Raw genomic sequence first — 23338 nt, 5'->3', positions numbered from 1 at the left:
CGTAAGCGTAGGCTTCGTGTTTGTGTAACAAACACAGCTTCGTAAGCGCAGGCTTCGTGTTTGTGTAACAAACACAGCTTCGTAAGCACAGGCTTCGCCTCAGCCTTTCTATTAGCTTTGCCTTTTTTAAGAGGGTTAAACAGCTAGTCTAGCAAAAAGATAGATAAACACCAATCTGCCTACGGACACCTACCCTGCAGTTACGTTATGTAAAACAAAACCTCCAATCTCATTCATCGTTCTAGCAGTATGTAGTCAAAAGAACTTACCCCGCCGTTTCATTGGTTCAATTTAGGGGTAATTAGAAATAATTAGAATTTTTGTGCGTTGCCAATCAAAAAAGAAGCCCCATGACCGCCAGCTCCAACTCAGCCGACGGACAAAAGGGCTATAGCTAAATACCCACACGATAGAATAAACGCCAGCTCACCGTTCTAACGTTCAATCCGCATGGCTTTAAAATAGGATCAGCTCACCGTCCTTGGACGCTCCATGCGCGTTACGCCAGGGAAGCGGAATGATGCCCACTCCGGCAAATGCTTATCAATGCGCGCAACAAGCACCGTCATATCATCAACAATTTCTCCATTATGGTGGCGCACCACCTTCTCGAGCAGCGCATCTGCCATCTCCTGAGGATTATCCGTTTCAAGCTCATTAATAATGCGCTTCATCCAGAGCTCCTTGTTAACCGCGAGGCCAGGCGCATCATAAATGCCGTCGCTCATCATGACAAGGGTATCGCCCGATTGCATTTGCATGGATACAAAGTCGACATCAATATCCTGAAGAATTCCGATAGGCAAGTTATTTGCAGTAATTGGAATGACCTCATTTCCTCGTTTTATAAAGCTCGGAGTAGAGCCTATCTTCATAAACGTCGTTTGCGCTGTGTAGAGATCCACAATCGCCAAATCGACGGTAGCGAATACTTCATCGGATGAACGCAATAAGAGCACGGAATTCACAGATTTTACTGCAAGCTTCTCATCCATTCCGGATTGCAGCAGCTGCTGGAGAATCGATAACGCCGCACTGCTTTCCTGCCGCGCCCGCTCGCCATTCCCCATTCCATCGCTAATCGCGACGGCAAACTTACCGTTTCCAAGCTCAACCATGCTAAAGCTGTCTCCTGACAGCAAATCTCCTCCCTTGGCGGCGCCTGCAATACCTGTCTCTACCTCATATTGCTTCGCCGATCCAAATGCAACTAGCGTCGGCTCACCGCTTCTCGTTGGGGGAATCTCAGATTTTACTGCGATATGCTCACCCAAGATGTCGCTTAACAGCGGAGCAATAATTTTTCGGCATTCGTCGTAGCCTTGCCCAAACGAATGATACACCTCTATATCCACATTCCCCTCCTCCAGGCTCACAATATCAATACCCTGAACAGATAACCCTAGTCCTTCCACCGCCTCCCGAATTTGCTCCTCCTGTAAGTGCAGCGTTTGCCCCTCTCTTTTAATTTCTTTAGCTAAATCTTCCATAACTTGCGACACGCCTTGCAGCTGGTCTGCCACAAGTTGACGGGAGTCGTATATTTGTTTCTTCCAGTGCATATTATTTTGATATAGCTCGTATTGCTGGCTCATGTCTATTAGCACCTGCGAGGATTTGACGCAGTGCGCTGACCAAGTCTTCGGTATTTCTTTAGCAGACGGCACACGTTTCTCCTCCACGACCGTCATCATATCCGTCATCATTTTGTAGGTGTGAAAAAACTTATCCTCCCAGCAAGCATTTTGCCTGTGGCAGCTGGCACAGCTGCGTTCAGCAACTGCATTCATAAAGTGTCCGATCTCTTCCTCCTTATTTAAGGTTGTTACATTGTTATTGAGCTGCCCAAAGCTGCGGGAAAGCTGGCTAAACACCTCCGAATATTGTGATACGCGGTCCGCAGTCACCTCTCGAACCCGCTTCGCATAGTCATGCTGCGACTTGGCATGCTCATTGGTTCCTGGAACGTACCGGGAGATCGTACGAATCATGCTGCGCGGTGTCAGCATAAGCAGCGTCGCGGCTGCTACCGATTCCCAAGTCGAGCTCATCACATCGGCTTGGCTCCCTACATATATGGATAAAATCGATGTTCCAAGCAACATTCCGAAAGCCGCTGCCATTTTGCCGCCGTCACGCAGCAGGCCAGCCAGCAATCCCGCAAAAGCGAGTAAGCTCATTTGAACGACTGCACCGAAGTCAGCCAAGCTTAGAATGAGTCCTGCAACAACACCGACCGAAGCGCCTAGCGGTGCGCCGCCTGCTAAAGCAAAGAGCAGCAGCATATAACGAGACATCACGTGTTCTGCCGACATGCCGTAGAACACCCAACCGACAGCCCCTGTCATGACAGAAGCGAGTAAAATCATCAAACAAATTATTTCTTCGTTTTTGAGCGAGGCTGATTTTTTGGTCATCGTGAGCACAGGAATCGCCTGAATGAACACTAAGGTAAGCACAAATCCGAGTGCCGCCTCCACCACAACGAGCATAAAATTGTACCAGCTAAGCTCGTCCCCAATAAATACGCTAAACATCTGCACGAGCAGAGTTGACGCGAATACCAGAATCGGCGCCGACGACAGCTCTGCCTTCTCATACGCCTCGAGTCCCTTCAGAAACAGAAACAGCACCGCAATTTCCATGGCGATCCACATGGGGGCCGGGTCAGCGGCAAGCCAGCTGCCTGCAACCAGGGATATAGCCACCCACGGATAAATATCCCTTCTCATAAAGTAAATAACAGCAAAATAAGCAATGGCAAACGGCATAAGGGATTCGAGGATTACCGCTCTTCCTAGCAAGAAAGCTACACCTACGAGTAGAAATGTCCACTTTTTGGCCAAAATGACCTGAATGAAACGACGCGCTGCCGCCCATTCCCGTCCCTTCTGCATCATCGTCTGAGCCAGACCAGTCCGTTTCATACCGGGAAGCACTACCGTGTTTTCCTTTTCCATGAGCAGACACCACCATTTCCGAGTGTAATGTGTTTTTCATTATAGGAGGTTGTCCGCATGAAGTTTGTCAGTTAACGTAACACGCTCAAAAATTTTTTCCGACAAAAATTAATGGCATCGCAACCGTTGTCAACATGCGGTCAAACACATGCCCCGTATAGGTTTGCTGTGCCTCCAGCACAAGCGTAACGCATATAGCCGACAACAAATTATGTGCTGAATTTTTTTCATATGATGGCGAATCGACGTTGTAACGTGTCGGGAATGAAGGAGGATGAGAGAAAAGTATTTTTTTTCCAAAAAGGCGCAGCTTATAAACGACAACGACCGTGCCAAAACATCGCTAATGCAGTCATTCTCCAGTATATACAGGCTTTCTGTCCTGCTTCGACAGCATTTGGTAAGCGCTTTCTAAAATATGCGCCATTTCCTTGCCGATAGACGCAAAAAAAGCAGAACCGGTTAGGTTCTGCTCCATGTATAGAGTTATGACGATCCAGCTTATACTCGCTTGGCACCGCGTCCGCCGCGTTTGCCCTCCGTATTCTTCTTCAAAGAGGAGATGCGCTCTTCGCTGTCTTTCAGGAACCGTGACACTTTATCCTCGAATGACGGTTTACCGTATGCCGGTCTGCCAGACGATTGCTTGTTGAAGGGACGTCCGCCGCCACCACCACCGCCGCCGCCGCGGTTGAAACGTTCGCCACCACCACCACTACCGCCAGTGCTTCCACCGCCGCCTCCGCTATGACGCTCGCGTTGTTGTGGCGCTGGTTGGCCCTCTGGCCGGTCAATGGCTTGCTTAATGGAAAGTCCGATCTTTCCGTCTTTGTCCACGTTGATCACTTTAACTTTCACGACATCGTCGATTTTCAGGTGATCCTTCACGTCTTTGACGTAATTATCAGCAATTTCCGAAATGTGAACAAGACCCGTGACACCTCCCGACAAGTCGACAAATGCCCCAAAATGCGTAATGCCTGTCACTTTTCCTTCTAACTTAGCGCCCACTTCAATTGCCATAAAATAAAATGTTCCTCCCTAAAAGTTATGCGAAGCAAAACTGAATTCATAAGCATATGCTAAAAGTTTTGCGAAAACGCTATTAACGTGATTATAACCGAACCGTTCAAGTAAGGTCAACAGACGTTCACCCGATTTGAAGCCCTATTTAATCACTGAAAATCTGCTGCTCACCCTTCTTAACCATGCCCTGCTCTTTAGTTGCTAGTTGTTCGATATATTCTGGGTCGTTTAAACGTTCAATTTGACGTTTGAGCGCTTCGGTTTCTTTGGTAGAAGTTTCTATCTGCCCTTGGATTGTAGTTAGCTTTACGCCGGTAACATTCTTCTGCTGCATTTGGCCAAAGATCGTATACGCCGCCCAACCCATAAATAGCACGATGAACATCATCCAAAGTTTAAACCGGCGTTTTGTGCCAGCATTCCCTGGCGCCTTATTATCAACTGCTGCTGCCATGAGCGGTGTTACCTCCTAAACCATTTGCTCCACAATCGAGCTATTAGTTGTCCCATTTTGCTGAACCTCTCGGCTAACTGCCATTTGGATGCGTAACGCGACAACCAGCGCCCAAGCGGGCGAGTTACTGGTCTTACCATCCAAACAAACAATTTCCAAAACGGACGGACTAATTGTATCACAATTTTTAATATGAAAATAGTGAGTGCGGACCCAAATGCCAAAATAACAAGGACCATTTTGTAGATTAATAACAACGGCTTCACAATTAGAATTTCCAAACATTTCAAAATGAAGGTAATTAGCTTCCGCACCGCCCCAATAAGCCATTTGACGGTTGCGATTACCATTCTGCTAAACAAAAAATAATAAATTACGATGCCAATAGCCAGTCCGATAAAAACGTACGCCCGCACCTCGCCGTTGTTGCTGGCGTACAACACCCGAAAGACGACTAGCGCCGCCGCCATCCAATAGATGACGTCAAGCACGGGAAGCCACCAGCGCGGGAACTTGAGCTCATTCGTCACGACCCGGTAGCCGTCGAATACCGTTCCCATGCCAAGGCCCGACAGCAGCATGACTGCCATCGTCAACCACTGCATGCCCAGCGTCACTTAAACAGTTTCCCGAACAGCCCTTTTGATTTAGAAGAGGCATTATTGCTGTCCATATAGGCGAGCGAATGGACAAGCCCCTCAATTGCGACCATTCCTTGTTCAAGGCTAAGATGCTTCATATGCAAATTTTGGCCCTTTACCGCCAGGTAACCAAGCTCTGTCTCGAGTAAAAACTCCTCGCTGTCGAAGCTCTCCACGTTTACGACACCGGTAAGCTCCAGCAGCTTGCGATTTAGCATTTTGACTTCCTGACGCTTCTGCCCCTTGCCTTGGTCAACCATAGACTCGTCCTCCGCTTCGTTAACATGTCTAGGCGTAACGGCTATCGCCGACCTGCGGCGGCGCAGCATACGTTTCGCTATTAATATAAGAGATCGATAAGCGATACGCTTATCCTGCCTTATATTTTAAGACTAGCTTATGGGGCGGGGACGAGATTTAGAACTATTCCGCTTGATCAATAGAGTCTGGCGCCTGCTCGTTCACTTCCGTCTTCACCTGTAGAAAAACTAACAGCATCACGATTGATATCAGCTGAATGAGCCAATCAAAGCATAAATCGAATAGCGTAGCTGTTATCCAAGATTCACTCGACAGGAAGGAGAATAGTGCAATCAGAATGAAAAATAACACTGCAAACGCAGCGTAACCTCCTACCGCATACAAGACAAATTTAAAGTAACGCCTGCGTGCCAATTCCCGGCAGACCGTCAGCGGATTGATCCTTGACGTATCCATAACGGAAACAATGACCGGCAGCAGCATAAGCCAAACTGCGAATAACAAGCCCGGAACGACAAACATCACAATTCCCGCGGCAACAATGGCGCCATTCAAAAAACTATAAACGATCATTCGCGGCCATTTGTGCAAACCCCATAGCATGGATGCCTTTATACCTGCGGTTGACGCATTCATCCGACCAAGAATGAAGTGTATGACCATTGGCGTTATTGCGCTTAGAAACAATAAATAAACCAGGTTATCCATCCGGCTGCTCGGAAAAAAGATTTCGCTGTCCGACGGTTCAAAAAAATAGTAATTTTTGATTGCCTCGACCGGAACAGCCATAATGACTACGATGAACAGAAGAGGCAGGCCGTTTTGAAAGAAAAGAGTTACCGCATGTTTGAGCAAGGAAAAGCCCTTCCGCCGATACTCGGGAATGGGAAGCTGCAGATGATTCATAGATTAGTCCTCCGAATAAATAAACCAAATTCACGATATTGAAACATTAAATTTCAAGCTAAACAAATTTTCATATACAAACGTAAAAGGCTGTCGCCGTCATCTGTGGCGAAAGCCGGCGTTTTCAAACCCTGGGCCAAACAAAAAGGCCGCCTACAAGTTTTTATGCTTGTACGCAGCCTCGTTGTTATTGCTATTGTTCCCAGTCGAGCGTATTCTCGCGCTGGCGTTGTTCTTCTTTCACCAAGGTATACAGCTCTCCGGCTTCATCCTTACGTGTCGTCTCCGCAATTCGCTCAACGCGTACGGTTACGATTTTTTGACCGTATTGGATTTGGAGCTCATCTCCGACTTTTACAGCGCTGCTAGCTTTCGCTTCGCGGCCATTGATCCATACGCGTCCTTGCTCGGAAACATCCTTCGCAACGGTACGGCGTTTGATCAGCCGGGATACCTTAAGAAATTTATCTAATCGCATAAATTATTGGATAGCTTCTTTCAACTTGTTGCCTGCTTTGAAAGCAGGAACTTTTGCTTCCGAGATTTCGATTGGAGCGCCTGTTTGCGGGTTGCGACCCGTGCGTCCAGCACGTTTGCGAGTTTCGAAAGTACCGAAGCCGATCAATTGTACTTTGTCGCCGCCTGCAAGTGCATCTGTTACTTCGCCCAAGAAGCCGTTAAGTACTGCTTCTACGTCACGTTTAGTCAAACCGCTTTTTTCTGCAATGTTGTTGATCAAGTCTGTTTTGTTCATTATAAAATCCTCCTAATTGTTTACCATTATTTTTGGTCGACGCTTAAAGCGCCGCCGTTGCTTCAAATGCTTACTCTCACGAAGAATACTTATTCTGCCTAGTAGCAATTAAATCCTGCCGCTATTTGAAATTTTTTTGCGATTGGTGCGGAATAAAGGCGATTCATGACGAAATGAAAACGATTATTGACGCTTAGCCTCTTCCCACCAACGATCCATTTCTGTTAAATCAGTCTGGTCAAATTGCTTGCCACTTATACGAAGCTGCTCCTCAATATACGCAAATCTATTGCGGAATTTTTTGTTCGTACGCGAAAGCGCCTCTTCCGGATCGGCATGGATGAAGCGAGAGGCATTAACAACCGCAAACAACAAATCGCCAAGCTCTGAGGCCTGCTCCTCTTCGGACTGTGAAGCAATCGCTTCGCGAAGCTCTGCGAGCTCCTCTTCAATCTTGTTAAGCACCGGATCAAGCTCGTCCCAATCAAAGCCTACCTTGGCTGCTTTTTTCTGAAGTTTATAAGCTTTCATTAGGGCTGGCAGATCAGGCGGAATACCATCAAGCACTGATGTGCGGCTCACATCAGTCCCTTTCATCCGTTTCTCCTCGACCTTCATTTGTTCCCAATTGACCAGTGCTTCTTGTGAATTGCTGGCGTCCAGCTCTCCAAATACATGCGGATGGCGGAAAATAAGCTTCTCGTTAAGTGATTGTATCACATCATAGACTGAAAATGCGCCTGTCTCTTCTTCCATTTGGCTATGAAGCATCACTTGAAGGATAACATCTCCAAATTCTTCCTGCATGCCGTCGGGATCATCATTGTCAATTGCTTCGAGTGCTTCATACAGCTCTTCGATAAAATTTTTGCGAATCGACTGATGCGTCTGCTCGCGATCCCACGGGCAGCCCTCAGGGCTGCGCAGGATGGATACGATCTCATGCAATCGCTCGAAGGAGCGATTCCGAAGCGCCGCATCATCCGAGCGCGGAACCCAAATGAGCGACAGATTGCCATAGCCCGGTGTACGGTCAAGCTCATAAAGCGGGACGCGAAGAATCTGCTGCTCAGAGTCCACGCCTAGTGCATGTCCGACAACAACCTCGTAATCGTCGGGATAACGTTCCATCAGCGCAAGCTTAACATCGGATGCCGTATAGGTATCATACACTTGGCCAATCAGCGTATGCAGCTGCGGCTGCAAGAGAGAAGGCTGCAGCTCCGCGGCATCAAGCAGCGCAAAGCCTTCAATGGGATCAATGCCAAGACTGACGAACGCTTGGTCCAGGAAGCTCTCGCCCCCGATAATTTGCAGCGATATGCCCGCTTCCGGGCATTGCTCGCGCAGCAGCTGGACGGTGCGTTCGGCTACCATCGGGTGGCCAGGCACAGCATAAACAATAGCAGCCGAGTCGCCGGCAGTCATACTTTTGGCTTCGGCGATCAATGTCTCCGCGATTGCCTTATACACATCCGGAAATGAATCATGCTGCTCGTATAACGCGTCGAATGAGGTATAAGCAATACCGTTTTCATTCAGCAAGGAAAGGGCAGGATGCTGCGCGGTGCGCACAAAAACGCGCTCTGCCGCTTGCAGCCTGCGCCAAACGCCTAGCGTCAATTGATCCGGATCGCCTGAGCCTAGACCAACGACGGTAAGATGTGGGGTTGCCATCCTTTTTTAGCCTCCTTGAAAATATATGGTTTTATGGTCATGGTTGAGTTGAAGCCAATGTAGCCGGCCCACTGCAAAAATAGGATGTTGAGCGCCGAATGACGAGTATTTTCCGTACATGCGATACGATTCTGTACATCATGACAAATATTACTTTATTTTTGTTCAAAAAGAAATCATGCGATGCCGCTCTGCAAAGTCCGCTGCAGAGCTAGCCCTCTTCCGGCGCCCGCGGCATAAGCCGCCAGCGCTGCAACCGGGCGGCAAGCACGCCGCCGCCCGGCAACGCGCGCAATTCGCGCGCGCTTAAAGCGCCGCCGCGCAGAGCCGCGGCGCCAAAGGCGCAAGCGCCGACGGCTACGCACGTCAGCGCAAGCGCAGCTGCTGCCGCCCGAGGCGGCAGCCCGCCCAGCGCGGCGCCCATCGCCCGCTCGGCGACAGCAAGCGCCGCGGCCATCACCGCGAGCGCAAAGCCCGTGCCTGCGGCCGCGTTTCCGAGCAGCGGCCGGCGCCTTTTCTCCCCGGCGCTCCGCCGCACTCCCCAACTGCCAGCGAGCGATGCCCCCGCTTCAGCCGCCTTAAAACGGACCGCGGCCGTACCGAGTAATGCCGCCGCCGTTAATGCCGCTATACCCGCGATAGCCGCGCCTTCAATGCCGTACAAAGGCACCAATACGGCATTAAATACACCCTTGAGAAGAGCCGCCGCAAGCAGCAGTGCAGCTGGAATCCGCACCGCCCCAAGCCCTTGAAGCACAGGCGCCGTAATGGCATTTACACATCCCGCGAGCGCGGTAAAGCCAACAAGCGCAAAAGCATATGTACCCGCCGAATTCTCGTACAGCATAATATTCAGCGGCTCAGCCAGCATCGTTAATCCAATAGCTGCCGCCGCTCCAATCGCCCATGCTGTTCTTTCGACAAAAGCCAGCTGCACCCGCAGTTGTCCGTATGCCCCCCGCATTCTAGCGAGCGTTAAGCCCGGGACGAGCGCTGCCGCCGCTGCCCCGGCAACCATGACAACGAGCTGTACAAGTGGCTGCGCCCGGCTATATATCCCGAACAATGCCAAGGACTCATCTTCCGATGCTCCTCCGGCCTGCAGCAGCCTCGGCACCATAAAAGCATCCACAACGCCAAGTACAGGAACAACCACCGCCCCAAGCGCGACAGGCAGCGCGATCGCAGCAAGCTTCTTCATCTCTGCCCGCAGCATGCCCGCTTTAGGAGCAAGCCGCTCCCGTCTGCGCCCTCGCCATAGATAAAAGGCGAGAACAGTGAGCGATGCGCCTGCCCCAAATGCCGAGCCGCTCATGACTCCGGCCGCTACCTCAGCTTCCCCCCAGCCAGCCGACCACCCCAAAGCAAGGACAAGGAGCATCACAGCCACGCGAATCATTTGCTCCGTAACCTGCGAAGCAGCTGATAATCCCATTTTCCCGAGCCCTTGCGTATACCCTCTCAGCGCGGCAACAAGCGGAGCCAATAGCAGCGCGAACGAAACGGAGCGTATAGCGGCAGCGGTCTCAGAATCTCCGATCCAGCCGGCCGCTCGGTCTGCCGCAGACCACATGAAACCAAAAGCTGCAATGCCCGTTACTCCCAGCAGCAGCAGCGCAGCGTATAACGTTCGCCTAACGCCTTCCAGATCATCTCCCTTGCGCAGCCTTTCAGCAATGAGCAGCGATACGGCTGTCGGCAAGCCTGCGGTTGCGAGCACTGCAGCCAGCTGATAAAACGGATATACCGCATTGTATATGCCAAACACGCGGTCCCCCGCCAGGTTTTGCAGCGGGATTTTTTGAAAAACGCCGATAAGCTTAGATAATAATGCCGCGCCAGCCATTAACACAACGCCATTTGTCAAAAGCCGCTTCGAGCTGCGTGCAACCTGAACCCGGCCCTCAGTAGGCAAATCCACCGTTTTCACCGTCTCCGCTGAATGACCTCTTTTCCCCGGCTTGCGGTTCATTCCCCACACTCCTGCCTATCCCTCGATTGATATTGGTATCTATTATACCTCACAATCGCAAACGTTGAAAAAGCTTCCCCAATCGAGATTTCTCTCGATCAAAGAAGCTGTCATTTTCCTTTTTTCTGCTTTTTTAAGTTTTGCTTGCAGCTAAGTAACCGCGCTGCTACTGCTCCATCTGCTTAGCCAAAAAGCCAGCAGCCGTTTCTGCCATTTTCGTTTCCATATTCGCCATTTTTACAGAATCGTCCTTGCTAAGCAGCACGACCGTACCTATCGGATCACCGCCTGCGATGATCGGTGCAATAACGAAGGAGCTGTACGTTTCCTGCGTATCCTTCACGATCTCGAAAGCCCCGCCGTTTGCTTCAGCCTGCGTCTTGCGGTTTTCCATACAGCTCTCCAGCACGGAACCCACCTGTTTATCAAGCAGTTCTTTCTTGGAGGCACCTGCAACAGCGATTATGGTATCCCGGTCCGTGATCAATGTAATGTGGTTTGTGCCCTCAAATAACGACTCCGCATATTCTTTCGCAAAGTCGCCAAGCTCGCCGATAGGAGAATATTTTTTCAAAATCACTTCGCCATCACGATCTACAAATATTTCTAGAGGGTCACCCTCGCGAATACGCAGTGTACGGCGGATCTCCTTCGGAATCACCACACGCCCGAGATCATCGATGCGACGTACAATTCCAGTTGCTTTCATTTCTTGTTGCCCCGCTTTCCTAGAGGATTTTGAATCGACTGGATTCTTGCAGCTTGTTTATAACGAAGAAGAAACATCCTTCAAAAGATTTTGAATCTGACCATAGTATTCATCCGCTCCCAAATTCTTATGCACGGATTACAGTTCTAGCCAAACGTTCCATCTCTTTTTGAAAAGGCCGCCGAACACTCACTTAGCCCCCGCGTTTCCGCTTCCTTATTATCCATTTTCAGCATTCCCCATTTCTCCCTTTTGCTTGCATGCGGGAAATATTCATTTCGTAATTCGACCCGCATTCAGCTTTTCGGTCCTTTAAACAGAAAACATCCTGCCGCTCCGGAAAGAGCTGCAGGATGTCGAAAAAACATGGCGATTACAATGATGCCGAGTACCCTAAGAAAACGTTGTTGTTTCATCATCATTATCCCTCCTATATTTCGTTACAAAGGATTCCGCCAAGCAAAATGCAAAATGGCAGCCATTATGTTAATGCTTAAGCAGCTGTGCCAGCTCACGTTTTAAGGATAGAAAATCAGGATGCTCGCGGACCTCCGGCGTTCGACCTTCTGGAAGCTCTACGCGGAATTCCTTTAAAATACGCCCGGGACCCGCTCCCATGACGACAATCCGCTGCGATAGGAATATGGCCTCATCGATATCATGTGTAATGAACAGAACCGTCGTTTTCTCCTTCTCCCATACCTCTAGCAGCATTTCCTGCATTTCCAGCTTCGTCTGCGCATCAAGCGCTCCGAACGGTTCATCCATCAAAAGAACTTTTGGCCGGTTAGCAAGCGCACGCGCGATGGCAACCCGCTGCTTCATGCCGCCCGACAGCTGCTTCGGATAAGCTTTATCGAAGGATTCAAGCCGAATGACCTTAAGAAAATAATTCGAAATTTTCCGGCGCTCCAGAATGGGCACGCCCTTAAGCTTCAACCCGTATTCAATATTCTCGCGCACGGTTAACCAAGGAAACAGGGTATAGCCTTGAAACACCATGCCGCGATCGGCGCCTGGACCAATAATATCCTCTCCGTCTACCTGAAGTGATCCGCCGCTTGGTTCATCGAGACCTGCCACCATTCGAAGCAGAGTCGACTTTCCGCAGCCGGAGGGGCCTACAATCGTAAGAAATTCATTTTGTCCGATGGTCAAATCGATGCCTTGAAGCGCCTCAAACCGGCTTTTTTTCGATTCGTATACCTTTTGCAATCCCTCAATTTTAATGGTTCCATTCGTTGATTTTGCGGCCAGCATAGGATCACTCCCAACATTTTTTTAAAATATGAAAAGCCCGGGAGAGAATCTCCCAGGCTTTTATCCTTCCGTGTTATACAGCCTGGGAGCCCATAAGGCAGCCGCTTGCTATACGCCATCTCTCGGACCAGAACTCAAATGCATTTGCCCGCCCGCTGATCGCGATGCGCTGCAAAAGATTCAAACGGAACCCTAGACGGCTTATTGCTCTCACGACGAACTGCTTGTGAAAGCCGATATTTAATTGTGATAAAACCTAACGTTAATTCGTAGTATAGTGCGGAATGTACGTATCTGTCAATTGCTATGTAAGGTTTTATTACATACATTAATTCACAAAGCTTAAACAGCAAAAAAAGCGGCCATCGACTATAGCTCGACAACCGCCCGCAATCACTTACACCATCACCATCGGAATGATATCATTCCTCTTCTTTGTTAGGCCGTTTTAGCCTGCCCGCCTTGCCCAACGCTTCTCTCAGCAAAAATTCAATGTGCCCATTGACGCTGCGAAACTCATCAGCCGCCCATTGCTCAAGCGCACGATGAATGTCAGGGTCCAATCGAAGCGGAAATGCTTTCTTTTCTTTTGCCATAATAATCAGCCTCTAGCCGTACAGCGTTCCTGTATTAATAACAGGAGTTGCGGCACGATCGGACACGATCGCTACCATTAAGTTGTTCACCATTGCCGCCCGGCGTTCATCATCAAGACTGATTCCGTTTTCCTCAAGCTGGCGGAGCGCCATATCGACCATCCCAACCGCGCCTTCCACAATCTTCGAGCGCGCTGCTACGATTGCAATCGCCTGCTGGCGCTGAAGCATCGCGCTTGCAATTTCCTGCGCATAGGCTAAATGCGTCAGACGTGTCTCAAGCACCTTAACCCCTGCAACCGCGAGACGGTTCTGCAGCTCACGGTTAAGTTCAGCCGCCACCTCATCCGCATTCCCTCTTAACGACAAGGCAACATCATCGGAAAACACGTCATATGGATATTGTGCCGCAATATGCCGAACAGCCGTCTCGCTCTGTATTTCAACAAACCGCTCATAGTTATCGACATCATAGCTCGCTCTTGCTGTATCCATCACCTTAAACACAACAACCGCACCAATTTCGACAGGATTCCCTTCCGCGTCATTCACCTTCAACGTCTGACTGTTAAAATTGCGCACCTTCAACGAGATGTTTGTTTTGTTCGTTAGCGGCAGCACCATCCATAGGCCGCTCTCAAGCACAGAACCCATATACGTACCGAAAAACGTCACAACCTTCGCCTCATTAGGCTGTACGATCATAAGAGAGGACATACAGATTGCGGCTAAAAGCACCAAAAAGATGCCAGCGCCGATTGCAAACGGCGACACAATGTCTTTGGATGCCCCGTAAATGATCAAAAACGCGCCGCCGGCAGCCGCTACCAAAGAAAATAACAGCGCTAAATACCCGCTTACGTACCAAGCCTTCTTTTCGTTCATGAACCTCGCCCCTTCAACAGCCATTAGTTATATTATTATGATATAAAAATGATATCACTTTTTACAATAATAAGCAATTGTAGATTTGCCCAATGAATTTATAAACCCGAAGGCTTGCTATGAAGATCGGCGGACACAGCAAAAAAGCGCCTTTTCCCTTAGGGGCGCTTTTGCATTTGCAATAACTGCTCTTCTAAACGATCAAATATTTACGGATAACTTCATCATCCAGCGACTCCAAGCCGCCTTCCCAAGCAATGGCACCCTTCTCCAGCACATAGAAATAATCGCCTACACTCTTCACAAAATCAAGACTCTGTTCTACCAGCAGGATCGCTGTCTTGCCATCGGCTTTAATCGAACGAATGACATCACGTATATCGTCTACGATAGAGGGCTGTATACCTTCGCAAGGCTCATCCAGCAGCAGCACCTCCGGCTTGGAAGCAAGCGCCCTTGCGAATGCAAGCTGCTGCTGCTGTCCGCCGCTCAGATCGCCTCCCCGGCGCGTATACATTGCCGGCAGCACAGGAAATTTCGCAATCGCTTCCTCCGGCACAGCAGACATCTTCACCCGTGAGGCCTCTAGGCCAAGCAGCAAATTCTCATAAACCGAGAGCTGCGCAAATATTTCGCGGCCCTGAGGCACATAACCAATCCCGCTCTTTGCCCGCAGCCCAGGCGCCTTCTTGGTTAAATCCAAGCCATTGTAAGATACTGAACCTTCACGCGCCTTCAGCAGTCCCATAATGCTTTTCATCAGCGTTGTCTTGCCTACGCCGTTACGTCCCAGCAGGCAGACTACCTGCCCCTGCTTCACCTTCAGAGATACATCGCGCAAAATAACACTTTCGCCATAACCGGCTTCAAGCTGTTGAACGGCTAACATCGGCATCCCGCCTTTTCCCCAAATACACTTCCGCTACACGATCATCCCGCTGGATCTCGTCCATCGAGCCTTCCTTCAGCAATTTCCCTTCGTGCATGACCGTGACCTTGCTTGCGAAATTCCGAACAAACTCCATATCATGCTCCACGACAACGATTGAACGCTTGCGTGCAATCTGATGAAGCAGTTCGCCCGTCTTATCCGTTTCTTTATCCGTCATCCCCGCCACCGGCTCATCGAGAAGCAAAATTTCCGGTTCCTGAAGCAGCATCATGCCGATCTCCAGCCACTGCTTCTCTCCGTGCGACAAGCCGCCTGCCCGCCAATCCGCTTTCTGTTGCAAACCGATCATGGTGAGCTGYGCGTCGATTCTTGCACGTTCCTCCTCCGCCATTTTGGCAAAGAGGGTAGCAAATACGTTGCGCTTCTGGCGCATCGCGATTTCCAAATTCTCAGCCACTGACATGGACGGGAATATGGAAGGCGCCTGGAACTTGCGGCCAATGCCAAGCTCGGCAATTTGATGCTCCTTCTTTTTCGTTATATCCACCTTGCCGAAGGTCACGCGCCCCCCGGTCGGCCTTACTTTTCCGCAAATGACATCCAAAATCGTCGTTTTACCCGCTCCGTTCGGACCAATAAGAAACCGAAGCTCACCCTTCTCCAGCTTCAGGTTCATCCCTTGTACCGCTTTAAAGCCGTCGAATTCAACCGTCACATCATCACACAGCAGGATTGCGGACTCCTTCATGATTCGGCTCCCTCCTCTTTTTGCGTAATTTCAATTGACTAACCAAACCGGCCACACCTTTCGGCATAAAGACAACAACGATAACGAACAGCAAGCCCATAAAGAACAGCCAGCCCTGCGGATAGGCTGTACTGAACTCACTTTTTGCCCAGTTCATCAAAATAGCGCCAAGAGCGGCTCCGACAAGCGTTCCGCGTCCGCCAATGGCTACCCATAGCACCATTTCGATGGATGGCACGATACCCAGCATTGACGGTGAAATAATACCAACATGGAGTACGAACAACATTCCCGCTATGCCAGCGATACCCGCTGAAATCGTAAACACGACCATTTGGTAGACCGCCGGATTATAGCCGATAAAGCGAACACGGTTCTCTCCGTCTCGGATGGCGCGCAGCACCTTGCCAAAGCGGCTGCCGATCACATATCTGCAAAAAACGAAGATCGCAATGAGTGCGACGACCGTAATGTAATACAACGCTCTTTTGGTTTCCGGTGATCCTATCGAAAAACCAAGCACGGTGGAATAACCCGTAATTCCGTTTGTACCGCCCGTGAAAGCTTGCTGACCGATCAGAAGCGTTGTCGTGATAATAACCAGCGCTTGCGTCAAAATCGTAAAGTAAACACCGCGAATTCGGTTACGGAAGGTGAAATAGCCGAGCACCAGCGCGAGCAGAGCCGGTATGGCAATTCCCATTGCCGCCGCAAACCAGAAGCTTTGAAACGGCTGCCAAAATAACGGAAGCTCCTTCAATCCGCTCCACCCCATAAAATCGGGCGGCTTCCCTCCGCTTGCTTCAAGCTTCAAATACATGGCCATGGCATAGGCGCCGAGTCCAAAGAAAATACCATGCCCCAAGCTCAATATGCCGGTAAAGCCCCATATAAGGTCAAGCCCCAACGCCACGATGGCAAAGGCTAGAAATTTCGCGAGCAAATTAAGCCGAAAGTCGCTTACGAAAAGCGGTGCAGAGAATAGCGCCGCAGCTGCAGCTGCGTATCCGATTAATATCCAAATACGCTGTGGCGTGAATTTTTGCAATCGCATGAGCATCCCACCTTTCTTATCCTAATCAAGCGAACGCGAACGCATGGCAACAAGTCCCATAGGCTTCCATTGCAGGAATGCGACTATACAGACAAACACAAGCACCTTGCCAAGCGAAGCATTCGTCCAATACTCAAACAAGGTATTGAACATGCCAATCCCCGTTGCCCCAAGCACGGTTCCAACAAGCTTACCGACTCCACCTAGCACAACCACCATAAATGCATCAACGATATAGTATGTGCCTAGTGATGGGCCTATCGGCCCGAGCAGCGTCAGCGCACAGCCGGCAATGCCGGCAATACCGGAACCAATTGCAAAGGTCATCGCATCAACGCGCCGCGTCGATACCCCTAGGCATGAGGCCATGTCGCGATTTTGCATAACCGCCCGCATCCTTCTTCCCTCATGGCTGCGGTAAATATAGAAGTACATCGCCACCAAACAAGCAATAACAAGTGCGATAATAAATATCCGTTTGTAAGGAAGCAGAGTGCCATCCATAATTTTCAATCCGCCATTGAGCCAAGCCGGGCTCGTTACCGCTACGTTCGGCGCTCCGAAGATCGACCTTGCCAGCTGCTGCAGCACGAGTCCAACGCCCCAGGTCGCAAGCAAACTATCTAACGGACGGCCATATAAGAAGCGAATAAGCGACATTTCTAAAATGAGTCCAAATAGAAAGGCAATGATAAAGCTAACCGGTACAGCCAGTACGAAATACCAATCAAACATCGATTTCGGCAAATAATCTTGAAATAGATTTTGCGTGAGGTACGTGGAGTAAGCGCCAATCATAATGAGCTCGCCATGCGCCATATTGATGACCTTCATCAGTCCGAAGGTGATGGCCAGCCCCAAGGCAACCAGCAATAAAATGGAGCTAATACTTAAACCGTTAAAAAGCTGCAGCAGAAACACTTCCATATAACCGCTCCTTTCCAGCGTAAACCAATAAAACAGAAGGGAAGTATTCGAAGCTGCCGAATACTCCCCCGTGTATTGCTGCGTAGTAGACTAAAGCTTGCTTATGGATTATTCCGTAGGTTGAATGCTTGCCGCCCAATCATAGCCCTTCAGGTATGGATCAGGCTTGACTGCTTCACCCGAATTCCAAAGTTCCTTGAACTGGCCGTCGGCTTGCACTTCCCCGATACGAACCGTTTTGTATATGTGCTGAGTAGCGCCGTCAATTTTCACTTTACCCTCCGGAGCTTCCCACTCCAGCTCTTTTGCAGCTTCCTTCACTTTATCCACTTCAATGGAGCCAGCCTTCTCAACTGCCGCTGCCCATAGGTAAACCGCCGTGTAGCCAGCCTCGATCGGATCCGCGGTCACGCGCTCATCGCCGTATTTCTTTTTGTAGTTTTCGACGAAAGTCTTGTTAGCCGGCGTATCCGTTGTTTGATAGTAATTCCACGCCGCCAAGTGGCCTTCCAGCACATCAACGCCAATACCGCGAATTTCTTCCTCAGCTACTGATACGGACAAAGTAGTCAAATCCTTGGCCGTAATACCCGCATCCTTCAGTTGCTTAAAGAAAGCAACGTTGCTATCGCCGTTCAAAGTGTTATACACGACATCCGGCTTAGCCTCTTTGATTTTGCTAATCAACGTACTGTAGTCGGTATGGCCCAGCGGCGTGTATTCTTCACCAACCAGCTCGCCGCCCTCCGCTTTCAACTGCTCTTTAATGACGAGGTTTGCCGTACGAGGAAATACATAATCCGAACCAAGCAGGTAAAATTTCTTGCCGCGGTTTTCAAGCAGCCACGATACTGAAGGTACAATTTGTTGGTTTGTCGTAGCTCCTGTGTAGAAAATATTAGGGGATGATTCCAGTCCTTCGTATTGAACCGGGTACCAGAGCAGTCCGTTTAACTCCTCGAACACCGGCTTCATCGCCTTCCGGCTTGCAGACGTCCACCCGCCAAAGACAGTAGCGACTTTGTCTTCAGAGATGAGCTTGCGCGCTTTCTCTGCGAATGTAGGCCAATCGGATGCGCCATCCTCAAGTACAGGCACGATTTTTTTACCCAAAACGCCGCCAGCCGCATTGATTTCATCAATGGCCATCATCTCCGCATCGATAACCGACACCTCACTGATCGCCATTGTGCCGCTCTGCGAGTGCAAGATCCCTACTTTAATTTCCCCCTCCGCGCTTGTTCCCGTATTTGCGGCATTCGTTGCCTTATCTGTTTCTCCATTTGTAGATGCCTCTTTGTTGTTATTGGCGCCGCAGCCTGCCAATACGATCGTTACCGCAACAAGCAACAAGCTGAATTGATAAAACATTCTCTTTTTCATCTTCCCACTCCCCAAATCTTTATATTTGTCTCTATTTCCGAACATTCTCTCCAAAACACCATCCAACGTTCGTGGTTTTATTATAGTTCGACCATTATATGGATGTCAATATACTTTACACTAAATTTTAATTTGAGCAGGTTTTAACTTGAAAATGGTCATTTTGGGGCATTTTCATTTATTTAATGTAATGTATACTGACATAATATGAATACCACTTCTTCTTATATTCGGATTTTCGGTATTATATGATAACTAAATTAACACTAAATCTAAACAAAAAAACTCACCTCCAGGCAAAATGCCTTAAGATGAGTTTGATTTCCAATCGAGTGCATGCTTATTTTTTATTTTCTTCTGCCCGCTCCACAAGCATATCAACAAAAAGGTCTATTTGCCCCATAATAGCAATGGGATCATAACGATAATAGGTGTCGAAGTCGTTATAAAATAACGTATTGTTTTTGGATGCGTTCAACCCTCTCCAAACACCCGACTCCTTCAGCTTTTTGAGTTCTTCGCCCTTTTTCTCAGGGTCGTACGTGGTTAGGAACATGTAGTCAGCGGCATATTCCGGCAATGCCTCAAGCGACAATTGGACCGTTTGTTCCTTAGCATTCTCGTTAATCGCCGGCATTTTCAGCTTCAAGGCATTATAGACTGCCTGTCCGCCGCGGCCTGCGTTATCTCCGAATATCCAAAGCTCGCCTTTGTCTGTCAGTTCATAAAGGCCAAATGTCGCATTTTCATCTACCACACCCTTTAGCTTTTCACGGCCCTCTGCTGCTTTTTTGTCAAAATCATCAATAAATTGCTCAGCCTTATCTTGTGCACCGGCTATATCGCCAAATAATTTTACAGTCTCATAAATGTTTGTCGCAGTGCCATATGGAATGTGCAGCGTCGGAGCAATTTTCGACAATGCTTCATAGCTCTCGTCATACATAACGACAATCAAGTCAGGCTTGAGCTCCAAAACCTTCTCTACGTTGATTGGAGCACCTACATCCTCTGCTCCCTTAAGCTGCTCCTTCAAAAAAGGATTATCGAAGGCGCTTGGCTCTACACCTACCACGTTAGCCCCGACAGAAAGCAGCTCACCGCCATAGTAGTCCGTGACCACTCTTAGCGGCTTTGTTGGAATTTCAACGGCTCCCTTTGCCGTTTCGTAACTGCGCAGCTGTGCAGCCGGCTCCTCGGCTGCGGCAGGAGTCTCGGTCTCCGCTACCGGCGTGTTCGTCGTTTCATTATTGCCTTTTGTATTGTTCGTTCCGCCGCAGGCAGATACGAGGACTGACAACATGAGAATAAGCGCGCTAATCATGACAAATGAATTCTTCTTTAACATGGTGGGCCTCCCTTTTTTCTATGGACGATAAAACTTTTATTTGATAATGGGAATCATTATCGTTAGAAGCATATCAAATGCTTGCAGCAATCGTCCATAGATAGAAGTCACCTGATTGTATGGATTATTGTCACCTCTTTAAAAGTAAGAAAGAAGGGCTTGTGCGATCATGTCCGTCAGCTTTTGTAAGGATACGCCATCATTTGAGAAACATTTATTTACAGGTATCGTATGAATCCGGTTATTTTGAACAGCGGGTAGCCGTCTCCACTCCTGGCTTGCCAACAACCTTGTCGTTTGCTCCATTCCATCCTCTTCATATATGCTCACTACCATGTGATCGGCCCCATAGGCGAGCAGCTCATCGAGCGCTATTCTTCTGCTTTTTCCGGCTTTTAACACATTGTTATGTATGATTTCGGGCGGTACAAACCCTAATACATCATAAATAGCATAAGCCCCGCGGTCTTGCCGGCCGAGTACATAAACTTGTCCATCTGCAATTTCATAGGCTGCCACGGTTTCTTCTGGTTGCCATACCTGCTTCAACCTACGCTTATACTGATCGGCCATCTGATTAAATTGAACGATCCATGACTCCGCTTCCTTTTGCTTCCCGAGGATTTGCCCCATCATTCGAATGCGCTCAATCGGACAAACCTCTTCCCAGGACTGGAAAATGACAGGCGCAATGGCACGCAGCTGTTGGAGCTGATCTGCTCTCAAATAATTGGGTGCTACAATAATATCGGGCTGAAGCATACGCACTTGATTAAAATCCCATTCTTCAAAGCTCGTAACGCCTTTCAGTTCACCCTTAAGCTGCTGGGAATAATGAAAAATACGCGATTCTACGCCAACTGGCGTAATCCCTAATGCCAGCAGGGTACCAATATATTGAAAGGCAACGATGCGTTTTGGCGTTTGGCGGAACTCCGTCGGATACATACCCGTCGCCTGGCTGAATTTTCGGCTGAAATACAAGGCATCCTGATACCCTACAGCAGCAGCTATCTCATTGATATGGCTGTTTGTCGTAGAGAGAAGCTCCTTTGCCTTCTCCGTGCGGAGCTGAAGAATAAAGTCCGATATGCTTTGCCCTGTTTGCCTATTGAATTGCTTCGATAAATAATGTGGGTGATAACCTGTTAATTGAGCCAGAAAAGGACGGTTCAGCTTGGTGTTGTAGTTTTCCTTAATATAGTGAATGGCCTTCTGGATCGGTGTTTCTTGATTATAATAAGGTATTTTAGGACCGGCAATGAATACCTCATGTAGCAACTCAAGCAGCAGGCGCTGCTCTTCAAATGGATTACTAGTCGCGTCCGACTGTTTGCCGGCCTCAATAATCGCTTTAAATAAACCTAGCACAGTGCCAAATCGCGGTGCGGCAATAAGCCCGTTTTCCGGGAGCCCCTCCCCGTCAATGCGGTAAAGCAGCTGCTCGCGTTCGTCAATAACCCTTTTATATTGATCAAATTGAATGACATACAAATGAAAATTACTATTGCTTGAGCTTGTTATTTCAACATTGGCCCCTGCATGCACAAACAAGAGATAACCGAAGCTAAGCTCAAAAGCCCTCTCGTTTATGGTCATCATTCCGCAGCCCTCACTAAGGATCATGATGGTTGGGGCACTGATATTCATCACGGTGGATATATCAGGGGCTTTTAATACAATGCTTGCAGCCTGCCTTAGCAAATACTGGTTCGTCTTTATCATGCCACCAATCCTACCCTGCATAGTTCTGTAAAAAAACCCCTTAACCACGTAAGGGTTAAAGGGTCTAAGGAGCTGGAGCTCCACTTATTTTGCTGCAGGCGCTTCTGTTGCAGGAGCATCAGTCGCCGGTGTTTCTTCGCCAGCAGGAGCATCGCTTGCAGGCGTATCGCCTGCAGGAGTCTCCTCTTCAGCTTTAGGAAGCTTACTAACGATTTCTTGCTTCGGAAGCTCGTCCGTCATGTATTTATTCATTAGTGTGTAAGCTACTGCGCTTTTTACTGCTTCTTTATCGGTGTCGCTCAATTTATCGAATGCCGGTGTATCGCGCTTCTCAACAAGAATAACGTGATAACCGTATTCTGTTTCTACCGGATCACCGATAACGCCAACTTCTTGTTTATAAGCTGCTTGTTTAAACTCCTCAACCCAGCTCCCGTTTTTCTTGTCTGCGTAAAGGCCGCCCGTTTCCTTGGAGCCTGGATCATCGGAATACTCTTTCGCAAGAGCCGCCCAATCGCCGCCTGCTTCAAGCTTTTGCTTCACTTCTTTTGCGCGGGCCAAAGCTTCCTCCGACGTACGAAGCTCTTTCTCTTCTTGCGTAGTTTCGTCCGTTGTCTTCGTCGCTACCAAAATATGACGAACCGTTACCGTCGCATAGTCTGCGCCGTTCGTTTCATATTCTGTTTTCATTTGCTCGTCCGTTACTTGGGAATTCATATGTGCGACTACTTTCGAAGTAAGCAGCAAATAGTTTTCCATGTCTTTGTTTTTCAATTTCTTCTCATCTAGCGCTGCTTTCAATTCGGTATTCGTCTTAAGCTGTTCCTTGAATTGCTTCATTTGTTCTTCAACTTCTGTTTTAGCCGTTTTTACGGATTCCTCGGAAGCCTGGCTGCCTAAAATTTTGTAAGAAATATACTGCTGGAGCAATTGCTCCTTAAATTGCGGAATTTCAATAAGCTGCGCATAGGTAGGCTGGATAACAGTGAATACATCCAAATACTTGTTGAATTCCTTGTCTGTTACATTACCGCCTTTATACGTTGCAACTTCTGTTTCTTTCGCGCCGCATGCCGCCATTGTCATGACTAGCAACACTGCCACGATAAGCAGCGCGCCCTTGCGCCATGCCAATTTGCGTGAATTGTGTAACATGTTGA

At 48.8% G+C, this 23338-nt stretch carries 23 protein-coding genes and 1 riboswitch; all 23 genes read right to left on the bottom strand.

Features of this window, described 5'->3' with window-relative positions; all coding sequences use genetic code 11:
* Positions 1 to 467: 467 nt before the first annotated feature.
* The 23 genes from spoIIE to AC1DLI_RS28035 all read right to left on the bottom strand — a co-directional run bounded on the left by spoIIE (position 468) and on the right by AC1DLI_RS28035 (position 23333).
* The gene (gene spoIIE / locus AC1DLI_RS28145) at positions 468 to 2960 is read right to left on the bottom strand and encodes a stage II sporulation protein E (RefSeq protein ID WP_477608052.1); all 2493 of its coding nucleotides are present in this window, start codon (positions 2958 to 2960) and stop codon (positions 468 to 470) included.
* A gap of 501 nt (positions 2961 to 3461) precedes the next feature.
* The gene (locus AC1DLI_RS28140) at positions 3462 to 3983 is read right to left on the bottom strand and encodes a S1 domain-containing RNA-binding protein (RefSeq protein ID WP_477608050.1); all 522 of its coding nucleotides are present in this window, start codon (positions 3981 to 3983) and stop codon (positions 3462 to 3464) included.
* A gap of 148 nt (positions 3984 to 4131) precedes the next feature.
* Positions 4132 to 4440: an FtsB family cell division protein gene (locus AC1DLI_RS28135; protein WP_477608048.1), complete on the bottom strand. Its 309-nt coding sequence runs from the start codon at positions 4438 to 4440 to the stop codon at positions 4132 to 4134.
* 8 nt (positions 4441 to 4448) lie between these two features.
* Positions 4449 to 5057: a spore cortex biosynthesis protein YabQ gene (gene yabQ / locus AC1DLI_RS28130; protein WP_477608046.1), complete on the bottom strand. Its 609-nt coding sequence runs from the start codon at positions 5055 to 5057 to the stop codon at positions 4449 to 4451.
* Positions 5054 to 5341 carry a sporulation protein YabP gene (gene yabP / locus AC1DLI_RS28125; protein ID WP_308998598.1) on the bottom strand — a complete coding sequence of 96 codons (288 nt, stop codon included), beginning with the start codon at positions 5339 to 5341 and terminating at the stop codon, positions 5054 to 5056. The genes yabQ and yabP overlap by 4 nt, the downstream gene beginning before the upstream one ends.
* A gap of 163 nt (positions 5342 to 5504) precedes the next feature.
* A complete protein-coding gene (locus AC1DLI_RS28120) occupies positions 5505 to 6248 on the bottom strand; it encodes a hypothetical protein (protein WP_477608044.1) in 744 nt (247 codons plus the stop codon).
* A 193-nt stretch (positions 6249 to 6441) separates the two neighbouring features.
* The gene (locus AC1DLI_RS28115) at positions 6442 to 6726 is read right to left on the bottom strand and encodes an RNA-binding S4 domain-containing protein (RefSeq protein ID WP_477608042.1); all 285 of its coding nucleotides are present in this window, start codon (positions 6724 to 6726) and stop codon (positions 6442 to 6444) included.
* 3 nt (positions 6727 to 6729) lie between these two features.
* Positions 6730 to 7002, bottom strand: a complete 273-nt coding sequence (locus AC1DLI_RS28110) for an HU family DNA-binding protein (RefSeq protein WP_053373361.1) — start codon at positions 7000 to 7002, stop codon at positions 6730 to 6732.
* Between the two features lie 183 nt (positions 7003 to 7185).
* On the bottom strand, positions 7186 to 8679 hold the full coding sequence (gene yabN / locus AC1DLI_RS28105; RefSeq protein ID WP_477608040.1) for a bifunctional methyltransferase/pyrophosphohydrolase YabN: 1494 nt from the start codon (positions 8677 to 8679) through the stop codon (positions 7186 to 7188).
* A gap of 211 nt (positions 8680 to 8890) precedes the next feature.
* On the bottom strand, positions 8891 to 10651 hold the full coding sequence (locus AC1DLI_RS28100) for a polysaccharide biosynthesis protein (protein WP_477608038.1): 1761 nt from the start codon (positions 10649 to 10651) through the stop codon (positions 8891 to 8893).
* Between the two features lie 166 nt (positions 10652 to 10817).
* The gene (gene spoVT / locus AC1DLI_RS28095) at positions 10818 to 11360 is read right to left on the bottom strand and encodes a stage V sporulation protein T (RefSeq protein WP_477608036.1); all 543 of its coding nucleotides are present in this window, start codon (positions 11358 to 11360) and stop codon (positions 10818 to 10820) included.
* 296 nt (positions 11361 to 11656) lie between these two features.
* Positions 11657 to 11779 (bottom strand): hypothetical protein, encoded by a 123-nt coding sequence (locus AC1DLI_RS28090; protein WP_477608034.1) that lies wholly within the window; start codon positions 11777 to 11779, stop codon positions 11657 to 11659.
* 67 nt (positions 11780 to 11846) lie between these two features.
* Positions 11847 to 12620 (bottom strand): ABC transporter ATP-binding protein, encoded by a 774-nt coding sequence (locus tag AC1DLI_RS28085; protein WP_477608032.1) that lies wholly within the window; start codon positions 12618 to 12620, stop codon positions 11847 to 11849.
* Positions 12621 to 12667: 47 nt separating this feature from the next.
* Positions 12668 to 12827, bottom strand: a riboswitch (guanidine-I (ykkC/yxkD leader).
* 215 nt (positions 12828 to 13042) lie between these two features.
* Positions 13043 to 13216 (bottom strand): type II toxin-antitoxin system antitoxin, encoded by a 174-nt coding sequence (locus AC1DLI_RS28080; protein ID WP_477608030.1) that lies wholly within the window; start codon positions 13214 to 13216, stop codon positions 13043 to 13045.
* 12 nt (positions 13217 to 13228) lie between these two features.
* On the bottom strand, positions 13229 to 14101 hold the full coding sequence (locus AC1DLI_RS28075) for an SPFH domain-containing protein (protein ID WP_477608028.1): 873 nt from the start codon (positions 14099 to 14101) through the stop codon (positions 13229 to 13231).
* 193 nt (positions 14102 to 14294) lie between these two features.
* Positions 14295 to 14990: an urea ABC transporter ATP-binding subunit UrtE gene (gene urtE, locus AC1DLI_RS28070; protein WP_477608026.1), complete on the bottom strand. Its 696-nt coding sequence runs from the start codon at positions 14988 to 14990 to the stop codon at positions 14295 to 14297.
* Positions 14968 to 15741 (bottom strand): urea ABC transporter ATP-binding protein UrtD, encoded by a 774-nt coding sequence (gene urtD, locus AC1DLI_RS28065; protein WP_477608024.1) that lies wholly within the window; start codon positions 15739 to 15741, stop codon positions 14968 to 14970. Before urtD ends, urtE begins: the two co-directional genes overlap by 23 nt.
* The gene (urtC, locus tag AC1DLI_RS28060; protein ID WP_477608022.1) at positions 15713 to 16795 is read right to left on the bottom strand and encodes an urea ABC transporter permease subunit UrtC; all 1083 of its coding nucleotides are present in this window, start codon (positions 16793 to 16795) and stop codon (positions 15713 to 15715) included. Before urtC ends, urtD begins: the two co-directional genes overlap by 29 nt.
* A gap of 21 nt (positions 16796 to 16816) precedes the next feature.
* A complete protein-coding gene (gene urtB / locus AC1DLI_RS28055; RefSeq protein WP_308998587.1) occupies positions 16817 to 17722 on the bottom strand; it encodes an urea ABC transporter permease subunit UrtB in 906 nt (301 codons plus the stop codon).
* Positions 17723 to 17830: 108 nt separating this feature from the next.
* Positions 17831 to 19105, bottom strand: coding sequence for an urea ABC transporter substrate-binding protein (urtA, locus tag AC1DLI_RS28050; protein ID WP_477608019.1), 1275 nt, complete (start codon positions 19103 to 19105; stop codon positions 17831 to 17833).
* A 340-nt stretch (positions 19106 to 19445) separates the two neighbouring features.
* The gene (locus AC1DLI_RS28045) at positions 19446 to 20453 is read right to left on the bottom strand and encodes an ABC transporter substrate-binding protein (protein ID WP_477608017.1); all 1008 of its coding nucleotides are present in this window, start codon (positions 20451 to 20453) and stop codon (positions 19446 to 19448) included.
* Positions 20454 to 20591: 138 nt separating this feature from the next.
* Positions 20592 to 22178, bottom strand: coding sequence for an ABC transporter substrate-binding protein (locus tag AC1DLI_RS28040; RefSeq protein WP_477608015.1), 1587 nt, complete (start codon positions 22176 to 22178; stop codon positions 20592 to 20594).
* Positions 22179 to 22262: 84 nt separating this feature from the next.
* Positions 22263 to 23333: a peptidylprolyl isomerase gene (locus AC1DLI_RS28035; RefSeq protein ID WP_477608013.1), complete on the bottom strand. Its 1071-nt coding sequence runs from the start codon at positions 23331 to 23333 to the stop codon at positions 22263 to 22265.
* Positions 23334 to 23338: the final 5 nt, after the last annotated feature.

It is taken from the genome of Paenibacillus sp. 01T443, assembly GCF_056398325.1.
The sequence above is the reverse complement of the archived record's forward strand: the minus strand, read 5'-3'. Positions and strand labels throughout refer to the sequence as shown.